The organism is Polyangium fumosum (assembly GCF_005144585.1).
Lineage (GTDB): Bacteria > Myxococcota_A > Polyangia > Polyangiales > Polyangiaceae > Polyangium > Polyangium fumosum.
In genome coordinates, this window is the sequence record NZ_SSMQ01000131.1 from 1 (window position 1) to 13,693 (window position 13,693).

At 67.2% G+C, this 13,693-nt stretch carries 9 protein-coding genes and 2 pseudogenes; 4 read left to right on the top strand and 7 right to left on the bottom strand.

Going from position 1 to position 13,693, the window contains the following annotated elements; translation table 11 throughout:
• Positions 1-331 precede the first annotated feature (331 nt).
• A complete protein-coding gene (locus tag E8A74_RS50150; RefSeq protein ID WP_136936316.1) occupies positions 332-1,975 on the top strand; it encodes a flavin monoamine oxidase family protein in 1,644 nt (547 codons plus the stop codon).
• A 27-nt stretch (positions 1,976-2,002) separates the two neighbouring features.
• Here E8A74_RS50150 and E8A74_RS50155 read toward each other — a convergent pair whose 3' ends face one another.
• Both E8A74_RS50155 and E8A74_RS50160 read right to left on the bottom strand, forming a co-directional pair.
• Positions 2,003-3,691 (bottom strand): hypothetical protein, encoded by a 1,689-nt coding sequence (locus E8A74_RS50155; RefSeq protein ID WP_136936317.1) that lies wholly within the window; start codon positions 3,689-3,691, stop codon positions 2,003-2,005.
• Between the two features lie 64 nt (positions 3,692-3,755).
• A complete protein-coding gene (locus E8A74_RS50160; protein ID WP_136936318.1) occupies positions 3,756-4,094 on the bottom strand; it encodes a hypothetical protein in 339 nt (112 codons plus the stop codon).
• Positions 4,095-4,373: 279 nt separating this feature from the next.
• On the opposite strand from E8A74_RS50160, the gene E8A74_RS50165 reads away from it, so the two are divergent.
• A complete protein-coding gene (locus E8A74_RS50165) occupies positions 4,374-4,982 on the top strand; it encodes a hypothetical protein (protein WP_136936319.1) in 609 nt (202 codons plus the stop codon).
• Positions 4,983-5,488: 506 nt separating this feature from the next.
• Here E8A74_RS50165 and E8A74_RS50170 read toward each other — a convergent pair.
• Positions 5,489-6,349, bottom strand: a complete 861-nt coding sequence (locus E8A74_RS50170) for a hypothetical protein (RefSeq protein WP_136936320.1) — start codon at positions 6,347-6,349, stop codon at positions 5,489-5,491.
• Positions 6,350-6,473: 124 nt separating this feature from the next.
• Here E8A74_RS50170 and E8A74_RS56250 point away from each other — a divergent pair.
• Positions 6,474-6,614 (top strand): annotated as a pseudogene (locus E8A74_RS56250) (hypothetical protein); the annotation flags it as partial.
• 45 nt (positions 6,615-6,659) lie between these two features.
• On the opposite strand, the gene E8A74_RS50180 reads toward E8A74_RS56250, so the two are convergent.
• The 4 genes and pseudogenes from E8A74_RS50180 to E8A74_RS56255 form a co-directional block, all read right to left on the bottom strand.
• A complete protein-coding gene (locus tag E8A74_RS50180; protein ID WP_136936321.1) occupies positions 6,660-11,588 on the bottom strand; it encodes an AAA family ATPase in 4,929 nt (1,642 codons plus the stop codon).
• Between the two features lie 180 nt (positions 11,589-11,768).
• A pseudogene (locus E8A74_RS54450) lies at positions 11,769-12,176 on the bottom strand (transglutaminase-like domain-containing protein); the annotation flags it as partial.
• A gap of 74 nt (positions 12,177-12,250) precedes the next feature.
• Entirely contained in the window at positions 12,251-13,252 is a 1,002-nt protein-coding gene (locus E8A74_RS50190; RefSeq protein ID WP_136936322.1) for a hypothetical protein, read from the bottom strand.
• Positions 13,253-13,415: 163 nt separating this feature from the next.
• On the bottom strand, positions 13,416-13,550 hold the full coding sequence (locus E8A74_RS56255) for an MYXO-CTERM sorting domain-containing protein (protein WP_420814243.1): 135 nt from the start codon (positions 13,548-13,550) through the stop codon (positions 13,416-13,418).
• On the opposite strand from E8A74_RS56255, the gene E8A74_RS50195 reads away from it, so the two are divergent.
• A partial coding sequence (locus tag E8A74_RS50195) for a hypothetical protein (RefSeq protein ID WP_211365645.1) occupies positions 13,507-13,693 on the top strand: 187 nt, incomplete at its 3' end. The genes E8A74_RS56255 and E8A74_RS50195 overlap by 44 nt on opposite strands.

Consider the following 13,693-nt stretch of genomic DNA (forward strand, 5'->3'; position numbering starts at 1 on the left):
GTAAACGCGCTCCCGCGTCCGCACGGCCGGACCATCGATCACGCCACCCACACGGCAAGCGCCCAGCGCGGCGGCGAACTCATGACCTCGCAGGCCAGCGCGAACTCGTGATCGCTGTCGAGATCGAAGATTTCTGCGGATCGGGATGGTTGTCTACAAGCGGAGGCGGAGGTGCGGGTGGGAATGGCGGCGCCGGCGGCGCGGGGGGCGCGCCGAGGGCTCGTCCGGCGTGTCCTCCGAGGGGCCTGACGCCTAGAGCCGCCACGCCCTCGCGCGCAAGCCCGTGACATGGCCCCGCCCGGACGCCAGCTATGCCGCTGGGAGGGCGCGCATGGCACGGACACCACTCTTGCGATCGCTGGAGAAGCTGGCCTCGGAGCACCACACGGCGCGCGCGCGAGGGCTCACCCCCGCCGCTCTGCGCGAGGCGCGCAGGGCTGTTCGCGAAAAGGAGGCCCGCCGGGGAATTTCCCTCGATCGCCGCCGTTTCCTCGGCGCCACGGCCGCGGGGGCCTTGACCCTCGTGTTGCCGCGCGCGCTCCGCGCCGCAGACCCGCCGACCATCGCCATCGTCGGCGCCGGTATCGCCGGCCTGACGTGCGCCCTCGCGCTGCGCGATCGTGGCTTTGCGGCCACGGTGTATGAAGCCTCCGGCCGCATCGGCGGGCGCATGTTCTCCAACACCACCTCCTGGGACGCGGGGCAAGTCAGCGAGTGGTGCGGGGAGCTCATCGATAGCAACCACCGCACCCTGTTCGCCCTCGCGGCGCGATTCGGCCTGACGATGGACAGCCTGGAGGGCGAAACGCCGTCCGGCCTGGAGAATACGTATTTCTTCGACGGTCGTTATTACCCCGCCGCCGACGCCGAGCGCGATTTCGCACAGGTGTACCCCGCGCTCCTTTCGGATCTGCGCGCCGCGGGCGAGACCACGACCTACGATCACGCGACCCCCGCGGGGCGCGCGCTCGATCAGATGAGCGTATTCGACTGGATCGCCTCCCGGGTCCCGGGCGGGCACGCGTCGCCGCTCGGGAAGCTCCTCGACGTGGCCTATGTCATCGAATGGGGCGCCGATACGCGGGATCAGTCCGCCCTGAACCTCGTCTACCTGCTCGGCCGCCAGCCCGATCCCGACCATTTCTCCATGTTCGGCGAATCCGACGAGGCACATCACCTCAAGGGCGGCAACCAGCAGATCCCCCTCGCCATTGCAAAAGCGCTCGGCCCGGACGTGATCCAGCGCGGGCACCGGCTCCTCCGGCTGCGCGAGAGCCCGGCGGGGCGGCATATCCTCACCTTTGAGCGAGGGCCGGGCGGGATCGACGTCGTGGCGGATTGGGTCGTCCTCGCCCTCCCGTTTGCCGTATTGCGCACCTTGGATCTGAGGGACGCCGGTTTCGACGCGCGCAAGCGCCTCGCCATCGAGGAGCTCGGCCGCGCGCACAATGGCAAGCTCCACCTCCAGTTTTCGCGCCGCTATTGGCGCGAGGAGGGCCCCTGGCCGGGCCGGAGTGATGGGTCCACCTATGCCGATACCGGCTACCAGAATACGTGGGAGGTGAGCCGCGCCCAGGCGGGCGAGCCCGGGCTGCTCGTCCTGTACACCGGCGGGGCCGTGACGGACGCGATGTCGACACGAACGCCTTTTGCCACGGTCAAGGACGCGGGCGTCCTCGCGGACGCGCGGGCGGGGCTCGGCTGGCTGGAGAAGGTCTTGCCCGGAGGCACCACGAGCTGGAACGGGAGAGCGACACAATCGATGCCGCACCTGAACCCGCTTTATGAGGCGTCGTATTCGTATTACCGCGTGGGGCAGCGGGTCCTGTTCGGCGGCCACGAGGCAGCGCGCCAGGGCGGCGTGCTCTTCTGCGGCGAGCACACGTCGCTCGATTTCCAGGGGCACATGGAGGGCGCTGCTTCCCAGGGCGCACGCGCGGCGGAGGAGCTCGCGCGGCTCCTTCTGGGAGCGTGAGGGCGCGGGAGCGGAGCCCGGGGGCTGTTACGGGGGGTAGACGCTCGGGAGGGCCGCCTTGAGGGCGCGGACGTTCCCCGCCGCCTCGTGAAGCGCGATCTTGAGCTTCACCTCCTTGAGCAAATGGTCGATTTTTTCGCGATCCTCCGGGAGGAAACCCCGCGGAAACGCCGTGATCACACCCGATGCCGCAGGGGTCTTTTTGAAGTCCTCGAAGACCTGCGCTGCATTGCCCTGTCCCACATCGCGCATCCGTTCTCCGGCGTCCTTGCGCGTCTGCATCACGGCTTGGTGCATGGCCTTCACGGCCTTGTCCCCCTCCGGGGTCTCCCTCTCCCGTGCGTCGCGCTGGTAGCGCTTCTCCCAGAAATAGGTGAACGCTTGGTTGAAGCGCCCCTTGGCCGTCGGCGGGATCGCGAATTGACGGCGCTCGTAGAGATCGGTGACGCTGGCGAGCTTCTGCATGCGCACGGCCTGACCGTTGTTGATCTCCTCCAGGTAAATGGTGTGCATGCACAAAAGCGGCAGCGGCTCGAGTTGCCCGCTCCGCATGCCGAGATGGACGAGCGTCGTGGACCTGCTGATCCGCTGCAAGGCCGCGTATTGATCCTTGAGGGAGAGGCCCTTGAGCTTCCCCTCCTCGACGAAGCGCAGGTCGTGGTCCATGAGGTCCCGGTGACCCTGCTTGAGCTTGAGATCGCCCGCAATCGCCGTGGCGAACCCGTTCGCCCGCGCAAGCTCCAGGATCTGCTGGGTGCCGGTGTTCCCGAGCAGGTGCTCCGGCTTGCCGGTGTAAAGGTTCGTCACCTTGGCCTTGGTCCAGAGGACGAGGACAGGGCGTTGCTCCGCGAGGAGCCCGTGAAGGCCGGCCGGCGTGTCCTCGCGATGGAGCTTGGATTTCACGTGCCCGAGGAACGCGTCCCGGGAGACCAAGGGGTTTTTGTTTTTGTCCCCGAGGATGTCTGCCACCTTCTCCGTGATGTGGGCCGCCTTGATCCCGAGCCCTGGATAACTTGCCAGGTCACTCTCGTTGTAGACTTTCTGCGCTTCGTCCACCTCGTACTTGAAGACGGTCACGCCGAGCTCCTGGAGGTACTCGTGCGTGAAATCGCGCTTCGAGGCATTCTCTCGGCTCTGGAGGTACAGGATGGGATAATTGAAGTACGACGCGTAGAGGCCCACGAGGCGAGAGTCGCCGCTCATGAGATCGCTGAGGAGGATGTATTGGCTCCTGCCCATCCGGTCTTGGCCGTTGGTCTTCCGCTGCGCCGCGTGGTCCTCGAACTGTGCTTTGAAGGCTTCTTTCTGCGCCGGGGTGAGCTCGGCCCTGGGCGCCGAGCTGCGGCTCCCCTCCCCGGTGTCCTGCGGTGGCGGCGGTGGCGGCGGCGCCTCGATCGCCTGCACGGCGTCGTTCACGGGCTCCGTCGCGAGGCAGGGGGTCGCGGCGGTGATCGGGGAGCGGGCCCGGGGGCTGCTCTCCGCGGCCGCAGCTACGTCCTCGGCGAGGACGCTGGCTTCGGTGGGCTCGGCATGCGGGGGCGCGCTCTGCGGCTCCGGGTCCCGGCCGAAGAAGATTCGCCACACCCCCACGAAACAACCACAGCAGCCGGACGTGGCGTCGCTCGGGGACGCCTGCTCCGGGGCTTGCGGAGCGCGGGTGTCCACGGGCGGCAGCAGGGGGCGGCGCTCCGGATCGATTTCATCGAGCGCTGCCATGGTTTCATTCTGCGACCCAGGCATCGGTCCTCCTTCGCCGCGGCGGGCGGTCTCGTCGGGCCAATCACGTCAAGAGGAGCGTGAAGATGTGGTTGAGCTTGGTCCCATTGTCGATGTCGGAGCGCACGAGCGCCCGCCGGATCGCGGCATACCGCGGGGCTTCGTCGAAGTCGGGGCCGAGGACCAGCATCAAGTAGAGGAACTGCGCGACCTCCGCCCCGAGGACGAGGCCATAACCGCGCGCCCGCTCGGCGCCGGAGAGGACGAGCGCCGCGAGCTCTTCGTCGGTGAAGCGGGCCGCCTTTTTCGGGAGTTGCTCCCGCAGGTGCTCGACCATGGAGACTGCATAGTCGCGGAGGGCGTGCCGATCGAAATCGGTGATCTGCGCGGCGGAGATGCGCATCGGGTACCTCTCTCCTTCGCAGTATGGCCGCGCGGGGCGGCTCGGCCATGCAATCCCCAACGGATCTCGCGGCCGGGGCCCGGGACGTATCCGTCTCGGGCGTCGGCGGCCTGTCGACGATGCGTCCACAACCGAAGCGGGGCGTGAACGCCCCGTCGACAGATCTGGGTCGGCGGTGGCGTCGGAGGGCGGTGGATCGGGGAGCCTCCGGCTGGCACGAGGGCTGCTTGGGCGGCGCGTGCACGGTTTCATCGAAACGTCTGCCGGAGAAGACACGGAATGCCCAGACAACGAGCCCTCGGGCGCGAAGCGCTCATGACGATGCGGCTTCACCTCCTCGCCCTCGTGGCGTGCGCCGCGTTCGTCGGCTGCGGGCCGCCCCCGCGGGCCTTGGCCGCAGAGGACTGCCCGGTCGCCATCGTGAAGGGGCAGCCTTCGCAGATCACGCTTGTCCCGAGCGCCGAAGGGGTCTCGTTCGAGCCGCCGCAGACCTGCAGAGGCCCGTATCCGGACGCCCCGCAGTATTACATCCGCGTGCACGGCCACGGGACGCGCCGGATCGATTACAGCCATCGTGATCCGAATGCATGCGACACCCACGACGCCGACCCGGTCGCGTGCCCGAAGGTGCACTTCATGGCGATCGGGATGTCGGTGCTCGGGGCGATGAAAAAGGCGCTCGGGGAGATGAACGCCGATACCCTGGGGCTCGGGGCCTGCGCCGACGCGAGCGGGCCGCTCGACCAGTGGAACATGTCGAGCAGCATCCACGACTTCCGCTACGCCAACGAGGCGCTTCGTATCATCGACGCCGAGCTGCGCGTCTGGAACATCGGCGACGACTGGGGACTGACGATCCGCGGGATTGAATGCGCCGAGCTTTTGTAGGCGCGTGAGGAGCCGTCATCGCGGCGCGCCTCGGAGGCAAAGGACGAAGCGGAGAGCCACCGTCGGGCGCGGGATCCAGAAACTGGACAAGGAAAGTAACATCGGAAACGATCGCAAGCACGATGTCATTTGAACGCGACAACCGGGAGCCACCCCTGGGCACGGTGGTGCAGGGCAAAGAGAGAGCGCCTCACGCGGCCACGGTGGTGCAGGGCAAAGAGAGAGCGCCTCACGCGGCCACGGTGGTGCAGGGCAAAGAGAGGGCGCCTCACGCAGCCACGGTGGTGCAGGGCAAAGAGAGGGCGCCTCACGCGGCCACGGTGGTGCAGGGCAAAGAGAGGGCGCCTCACGCAGCCACGGTGGTGCAGCAAAGTCGAAATAACTTCAAGTATCTGCTCGGACCTACGGGGCGGGCTTTGGCGATGACGGGCGGTGGGGTGGATGCCACAGGGGTTTATACCGCGCCGGATGGCCAAACGAAGACGGCAACAGGAAAAAACGGGGATTCAAACTGGGCCATCGGACGCACCGCCGATGTGGTATGGTCGAATCATAACGAGACCTCGGAGGGTAGAAAGCGGTACAGGGATGCGGAGATCCGCGTTTTGTGCCAGTTGGGGGATTGGATCAAAGCAGACGCAAGGAACCGTAGGGGCGGGACGCTCAAAATGACCGCCTCGATCGCCATCTGCTCCTACTGCGCTGCGGTGATTGCGGCTTTTTGCAAAGACTATAACTGCACCTTGGTTTGAAGGGCTTCCATCGAAGGATCCGGAGCTCATCGAGAAACCCTCCGGCTCCTGGTAGACGAGCTTGGGCTGGGACGTCGGCCCGGATCCATTGAAGGGCCTCGAGAGCACGCCCTCGTAGTCGAAGGTGGCGAAGAGCTTATTGTCGCTACTGCCCGCGGAGAGGACACTCTGGCCGCCATATTCATACAACTCCGGGACGAGCGTGAAGTTGTTGAGCACGGCGCCCTGGGGGCTCACGTGCGCGGCGCCGGCCATGTTGTACGTGGAATCGTCCTGGGATTGATATGCGGTCCAGGCGACGGCGTAGTTCGTTCCGTCGAACACCACATGCGCCCCATGGGTCGCAGGGCCGCCGCCGGCGATCTTGATCCCGTTCGGATCGAGGACCGTGCCCGCCGGGCTCACGCGCACGCCGAACACGTCGGTTCCCGCGACGATCATGTAGTTCCGATCGTCGTCCCAGACGACCAGGAAGTTTTGCCCATCAAATGCCGCCGAGGGCGTGTGCTGGGTGTTCGTGGCCGTCGCGACGATCGGCGGGCTCGCATGGAGGGCCACCCCGTCCTGGCCGAAGCGCTGCACCCGGATCGATGGAAAAAGTCGAGGATGGCTCATTGTCACGCGCCTACCATGCTTGCGGGGCATGGAGGAGGTGGAACGACGCATGAGCACAAATCTCGCGACAATGGTGCCATCGTCGCAGGAAATATCGAGTCGGGGTGTCTCGGACAAGCTCGGGATGGGGCGCCTCGTGACGCATATCCCCTTCACGATCCCCGATGCGGTGGCCGGCCAGGCCTATCCGGTGGACACGGACTTTTTCGTGACGGCCTACGACGTGCCGGAGGGCCATCGCCTCACGCTCGTCGTCGACACCGTCGACCCGCTTTACGTCGATAGGGAGAATCGATCCACCGAGCTGACGTTAAGAAGCCTTGCCCCGCGCGAGGTTCAGGCACGTCCGCAGGCCGTCGCGGAGATTGGCGCGCGTCTGGATGCTGCTCAGATCGACGCCGATGGAGATCATCGCGCGGGCCACGGCGGGCTGGATGCCCGTGATGACGCTCTTCGCCCCGAGGAGCCGCACGGCGCCGATGATACGCACGATGTGCTCGGCCGTCCCGGGATCCATCTCGTCGACGCCCGTCAAATCGATGATGGCGAACTTCGATTGGGTCTCGACGATACGCGTGAGCAGGTTTTGCGTGATGACGGACGAGCGATCCTCGTCGATGACGCCGACGATCGGAATGGTGAGCACACCGTCCCACACCTCCAGGATCGGCGTGGACAGGACACGGATGAGCTCTTTTTGCTGCGCGATGAGGGCCTGCTTTTGCGAGAGTTCCATCTCCTGCCGGCGCTGCTGCTCGGCGTTGAGGGACAGGATCCGCGCGTTGGCTTGCTCGATCTCCAGCGTCCGCGCGCGCACGTTCTCTTCGAGGCTCGAATAGAGGACCGCGTTCTCGATGGAAATGGCGACCTGCGCGGACAGGAGCCGCAGCATCTCCATGCGGTCCGGCGTAAACACCCCGCCGGCGAGCTCGTTCTCCAGGTACAGGACCCCGACGAGCCGCCCCTGCCGGAGGATGGGCGTCGCCAGGAGCGATCGGAGCTGGCTCTGCTCGATATAGGTGTCGTCTGCGAAGGGGCTGTTCTTCGCGCCTTCGTGGAGGACGACGCTCTCCGCCGTCCTCGCCACGTATTTCACGACGCTGGTGGCGAGGTCCCGGCGCGACTCCAGGGGCGAAGACGGGAGCACGCGGATCTCGGCCTGATCGATATGGCCCTCGGCCCGGATCATGAGCCGCTCGTTCTCCCGGAGGATCACGAACCCTTTTCGCGCGCCCGCGCTTTCGAGCAGGACGTGCATCAGCTTTTGCAGGAGCCGCGGGATCAGGATCTCGCCCGAGATCGCCTGCGAAGCCTTGACGACGGCGCCGAGGTCGAGCTTGTGCGCGGCGGGATCCCCGTCCGCCACGCGCGAGGCGCGGCCGAGCCCCGCCTCCGGCCGGAGCAGGTGCGAAAACTCCTTTTCGAGGCGCTCCATCACGCGGACGGCACCCCACCGCGCATAGGCCCGATGCGCCTCGGCGAGGTAGACCCGCGCGAGGAAGGACCTGCCACGGTCGAGGTAATGACGGGCGCAGAGCTCGTTCGCGAGCGCCTCGTCATGGGCGAATCCCCCTTCATGGGCAGCGCTGATCGCCTCGTCGTAGAGGTGCCCCGCGCGTTCGGAAGGCTCGATACGCGCGAGCTCGGCCTGGAGCAAGAGGTGGCGGTGGCGCAGGCTCTCCGGGTTGAGCTCGGACCAGACGGCCATCTTGCGCGCGCAATCGTGAAACCTCGCGAGGTAGACCTCGCGCAGATCCGGCGGCGCGGTCGCGACAGCCCGCGCGAAGGCCACGCCGCCATAGAAATAGAAGCAGGGGGTCGCGTGCCAGGCCGGGAGCATGACGTCGCCCGCGGGATCCGTCGCGCCCCACATCGCCGCGACCTCGTCGTAGGTGCCTTTGAAGACCCCTCCGATGACGTCATACACGTTCGCGAAATAAAGCGAGGCCGTGTTGTTGATCTTCCGGGCATCCGCCTTGATGACGTCGATGTCGACCCAGGCCACGCGCGACGACACGTCCGCGTCCGCGGGCCTGCTCAGATCCTCGCACACCTCGGCGATGGCGCTGACCATCCAGGTCATGGCGTTGAACTTGTCGAGCTTGCAGAGCGGCTGGTATTGCCGCGCCTCTTCGAGGATCTCCTGGAGGTGCCGCCCCTGGAGCAGGCTGTTCGTGCTCGCGTTCGCCGTGTTGTAAAAGGCCCAGATGTATTGACCCGTCTCGACGCCGGTGTGCATGCCCCGGCGGAGCGTCGCCTTGTAGGTCGTATAGCCTTCTTTCCAGTGCTGGACCCACGCCGCCCACATGTTGGCGAGCATCGCCTCGGACTTCTTGTCCGGGTGAAGCTCGTTCAGGCGCACGGCCGCGCGGCCGAACTCGTACCCTTTTTCGATATCCATGCTCGCGCAGAGAACGGTCCCGAAGTTCATGTACGCGAAGATCGAGTTTCGGGAGATGCCGTGGGTCAGCGTGTTTTGCAGCATCTTCATGATCGTGATCGCCAGGTTGTTCGTGCCGAGCTGGTAGCAGGGCGTGAACATCTCCTGCAGGAGGTCCTGCAGCGCGGCGATCTCCGGGTCGTTCTGCGGGGGCAGGTCGATGAGCGAGGCCACGGGCCGATCCCCGATCATGGCGAACGTCCGCGCGCGCTCGGCGGCGAGCGCGTCCGCGTCCGGGAAAGGCGGCAAATCGATGCCGAACGCGCGCAGCGCGGCGAGCCCCTCGTCGAGCGCGGCGAGCAGATCATTCTTCAAGATCTGCACATTCATGATCAGGCGCCGGACCGCCGTCTGGTGCACGCGCCCCTTGGCTTCCTGGAAGCAAGCGGCGAGCGTCGCGAGCGCGTCGTCGTGCCGCTCGCAGAGCGATTCCAGCACGCCCTTTTTCGTGTGATACGCAAACGAAAGCTCGTACTCCGCGCTCCACGCGTCGCGGGGCAGCAGGGCCGCGCCGTGCTCCATGTACCTGAGGGCCGCGGCGAAGGCCCCCGACTCCTCGGCGCGCTCGGCGACCTTCAAATTGAGCCGCGCGGATTCGAGCCGCGCGTCCGGCGCCGTGATCAAGTCCCCCGCGTTGTTCAGGTGATTGACGATGTCGAACAGGTCTTGTCCCTTGTTGGGATCGAGCTTGAGGAGGAGGATCTGTCCGATGCGGTAATGGTACGCCGCGCGGTCCGCCGCCGGGATCAAGGAATAGGCGGCCTCCTGAATCTTGTCGTGCGCAAAGCGGAGCTGTTCGCCCGCGTTCACGATCAAGCCCTCGCGGATGGCTTCCTCCAGGCTCGCGTACGTCTCGTCCGGAGGGGCCTGGCTGATGGCGTAGAGGACCTCCAGATCGATGATGTTGCCGATCGCCGAGGCCTGGCGGAGGACGTCTTGCGTGCGCGGCGGCAGGCCGAGGAGCGTCTCCGCCATCAGGCCGAGGACGTTGTCGGAAGAGTCCAATCGCTCGATGGCCGACAGATCCCAGCGCCATCCCGCCGTGGGATCCCGAAAGAGCACCTTCGCCTCGTACAGGTGCCGCAAAAACCGCTTCACGAAAAAGGGATTGCCGCCGGTCTTTCGCAGCACGACCGCGGCGAGCGCGTCCCCGTCGGTGACGCCGAGGCTGTCGTTGATGAGCGCGCGCACGTGGGCGATTTCGAGGGGCTCGAGGACGATGTCGGCGACCTCGACGCCGCCCTGCTCGAGCTCCTCCAGCGCGACCATGAACGCGTGGGTCGGGCTCACCTCGTTGTCCCGGTAAGCCCCGCAAAAGAAGAGCGCCGCTCGGTCTTCGTCCGCGAGGATGGCCTTGATCAGGCTCAAGCTCGCCGAATCCACCCATTGCAGGTCGTCGAGGAAGATCGCCAGCGGGTGGGCTGGCCGGGCGAACACCGACACGAACTTCCGGAAAGAGAGGTTGACGCGGTTTTGCGCCTCGACGGGCCCGAGCGCGGGGACGGGTGGCTGTTTGCCGAGGATGTGCTCGAGCGAGGGCAAGAGGTCGCAGAGCACCTGCCCATTGCCGCCGAGGGCGCCGAGGAGCGCCTCCCGCCATGCCGCGAGCCGCTCCTCGCTCTCGCAAAGGAGCTGCTTGAGCAGCGCCTCGAATGCCTGGATCACGGCGCTGTAGGGGGTATCGCGGATGTACTGATCGTACTTCCCGCTGATGTAATACCCTTTCTCCCGCGCCAGCGGCTTCAGGATCTCCTGGACGAGCGAGGACTTTCCGATGCCCGAATAACCCGACACCAGGATGATCGCGCGCCGGCCCCGGAGCACGTCGTCGAACGACTCGATGAGCTTACGGATGTCTTTTTCGCGCCCATAAAGCCCCTGATGAATCTGGAGCAGATCACTCCTGTCGTGCTGGCCGAGGGCGAACGGCTCGATCTTGCCCGTCGCTTCCCATTGCCGCTGGCACTCCACGAGGTCCGCCCGCAGGCCTTCGGCGCTGCTGTAGCGATCCTCGGCGCCCTTGTTGAGCAGCTTCAGGACGACGGCGGAGAGCGCCTCGGGCACCTCGGGCCTCGCCTCCGAGGGCGATGGGGGCGTCGCGGCGAGGTGGGCGTGGATCAGCTCGAGCGGGTCCTCGGCCTCGAAGGGCCTCCGCCCCACGAGCATCTCGTAAAAGACGACCCCCAGCGAATACATGTCCGTCCGGTGGTCGACGCTCCGGTTCATGCGGTGGGTCTGCTCGGGCGAGCTATAGGGGAGCAGCTCCGCGAGGACACGGCGGCTGTAGATCTCCTCCTTCTCCCGCGTCACGACGCCATCGACGCCGAAGCCGGTGAGCTTGATTTGGTTCCCCTCCCCGAGCAGGATGTTTTCGGGCCTCGTGTCGCCGTGGACGAGGCCACGGCGATGGAGATCGGCCAGGGCTTCGGTCAGGGAAATGCCGAGGCCCAGGAATTCGCCGATGTCGAGCGGCCCTCTCCGTTCGAGGGCGCTGGCGAGCGAGGTGCCGGGGAAATACTCCGTGATGACCGCCAGGCCATCCCTCTGCTCCTCGACGCCGTGGACCTTCACGATCTTGTCGGAATCGATCCGCTGAAGAATGCCGTAGGTATGCTTGAGGCGCGCGATGTCCGCGAGTCGGCTGGAATCGGCAGCCATCACCTTGACGGCCACGTCCTGCCCGTCGCCCAATCGGCGGCCGCGGTACGTCACATACCTGACGCCCTCGCCGATCTTGGAGGTGATCTCAAACCCCTTGACATCGGCCGTCGTTTCCTCGGTGGCCAAGAACAGCGACATCGCTCCCCTCTCCGGCGCATTCGTCTCCACGACGTCCACGCCCCCTGCGCATCCCCCTGCGCCGCTCTCCACGGACGCAGATGAATCCAGGAGTCTAAAGGCGCGCTTTTGGGGAGATCAAGCGCGGACACACCCGTGCTGTTCGGGGCACCTTCCCTCCGTACTGCGAGTGCTTACGCTGGGCGGGTCGAACGCGGCGTCGATGCCGGGTTTGTTGCCGCGCGCGTCGATACGATACCAGCCGATGCCGGGAAGCTCGACGGCGTTGAATCCGTGGAGGCAATACCCCGAACCATGCGCGAGCCGCTGATAACAAAAGCCGGCCGGCAGCCCATTCGCGCGCAGCAGGGCGGCGAGCAGGTGGCTCTTCGCATAACAGAAGCCGGTGCGGTGGCGCAGCACCTCGGAGGCGGTGCAGGTGAGCGGTCCGGCCTGCCACGGGGGGCTTTGTAGCAGACCTCGGGCCGCCTTGGATCGGCGATGCCGGGCGCGCGAGCCGGGCACGAAGCGTGACCGGCTCGCATGTCCACGGGCGACGTCGACCTGCTTCGAGAGAAAACGCCCCCGTCCCTCCCCAGCGATGCCCAGGCGCTGGGCTTGGGTGGAGCCAAGGTCGTGGAGCCGGTGCCTTTCGCGCCATGGGACCTTGGTCCTATATCGAGTCACCCTGCCGCGCGCGCGACGGGTGGTTCGGCGAGCATAGCCTGCTGCTGCTCGCGCTGCGCGCGGCGCGCGCGCTCCCAGCGCACGGCGGAGCCTGGGTTTTGCGCCTCGCGCTCCGCGAGAACGGCCGTCTGCTCGGCCTGGCCGTGGGCCCAGGCGCCGAGGGCTGCCGCGCCCAAGGCCTCGGCGGCCCTCCCGGCCTGGTGGAAGGCCTCGCTCGACATGTCGAGAAATCGGACCAACCCGCCCTCGGCGTGGAGCCTCTCTTCGAACGCCTCCACCGTCGCCTCCGCCGGCCGGCGCTCCAGCAAAACGACCGGCCACGAAGCGCCGAGCTCGAAATCATCGATCCAATCGACCACGTCGTCCCGGTACTGGAGCCCCAGCGCCGCGCCGGCGATCAGCGCCTCCACGTGCCCTCGCTCCTCCGCGCTCCACCCGGCCGCCGCCGCCGCGGTCATGCTCGCCGGGAAGGCCAACCCCTGCTTCTTCAGCGAAATCACTCGATACCGATCGAGGGTCGCCGGCGCGCGCCCCGCGAAGACGGCCCGCTCCTCCTCCACGGAATCGGCGGTGACCTGCTCTCCCCAAGCGAAGGAATACGCCCCCTCCGGCGCGCGCGCGAAGAGCGGCGCGAGCGCTTGATCCCGCGCGCGCCGCACGATGTGGATGAGCACGCGCTCGGCCGCGCCGGCGATGATCTGCCCATCCTCGATTCGATCCATCCCGAAGGCGGCGATGATCGCGAACAGATGCGCCTCGACCGCGCGCTCGTGGATCCTCCGCGGGGCCCGCTCCGGGCCGAGGAGCAGCGCGGGCAGCCCGAGCACCGCCGCATTGTTGAAGACCCGGCTCCACGGCGTCCCCGGGTTCGGCGTGAGCCCGAATCGATACGGCAATTCGCGGGCGACCGTCGCGAGGTGCTCGGGGAGCGTGGCGACGAGGCGCTCGTAGGCGGAATCGATGGCTTCGTGGACGGCGGTGGTCTGCGGCGTCTTCATCCGGGGTCTCCTTGCGGGTCCCCGGACGAACAGCAAGCGCCGCGCCAGCGCGCGTGGGGCGCAAAGCGCGGGGGTTTTGGGGGAGGGTCGTCGTGAAGGGATCGAGAATGGAGGTCCGAGCCTCCAGGGGTGGAGGTCCGCGCCTCCTCCCGGCGCGCGCAGGTCAGACGCGCGCAGGACGCCGACGCCGGAAGGTGATGAGGCCGAGCAAGGCGAGCGCGGCCCGGCCAGCGTCCTGTCGCGGGTCGTTCGAGGTGTCTCCCGCAGCGCGGCAAGCGCAACTGCCGTCGTCGCCGATGGGCCCGCCGCCGGCTCCGCTGCTCGCGCTGCCGCTGGTCGACGAGCTGCTGGCACCGCCGGAGCCGCCGCTGCCGCCGGAGCCGCCGCTGCCACCGCCGGAGCCGCCGCTGCCGCCGCCGCTGCCGCCGCTGCCGCCGCCGG

What these genes read in the sequence shown, in the direction of transcription:
- E8A74_RS50150 (WP_136936316.1), top strand. Translation starts at nt 332, where the DNA reads ATGGCACGGACACCACTCTTGCGATCGCTGGAGAAGCTGGCCTCGGAG.
- E8A74_RS50155 (WP_136936317.1), bottom strand. Translation starts at nt 3,691, where the DNA reads ATGGCAGCGCTCGATGAAATCGATCCGGAGCGCCGCCCCCTGCTGCCG.
- E8A74_RS50160 (WP_136936318.1), bottom strand. Translation starts at nt 4,094, where the DNA reads ATGCGCATCTCCGCCGCGCAGATCACCGATTTCGATCGGCACGCCCTC.
- E8A74_RS50165 (WP_136936319.1), top strand. Translation starts at nt 4,374, where the DNA reads ATGCCCAGACAACGAGCCCTCGGGCGCGAAGCGCTCATGACGATGCGG.
- E8A74_RS50170 (WP_136936320.1), bottom strand. Translation starts at nt 6,349, where the DNA reads ATGAGCCATCCTCGACTTTTTCCATCGATCCGGGTGCAGCGCTTCGGC.
- E8A74_RS50180 (WP_136936321.1), bottom strand. Translation starts at nt 11,588, where the DNA reads ATGTCGCTGTTCTTGGCCACCGAGGAAACGACGGCCGATGTCAAGGGG.
- E8A74_RS50190 (WP_136936322.1), bottom strand. Translation starts at nt 13,252, where the DNA reads ATGAAGACGCCGCAGACCACCGCCGTCCACGAAGCCATCGATTCCGCC.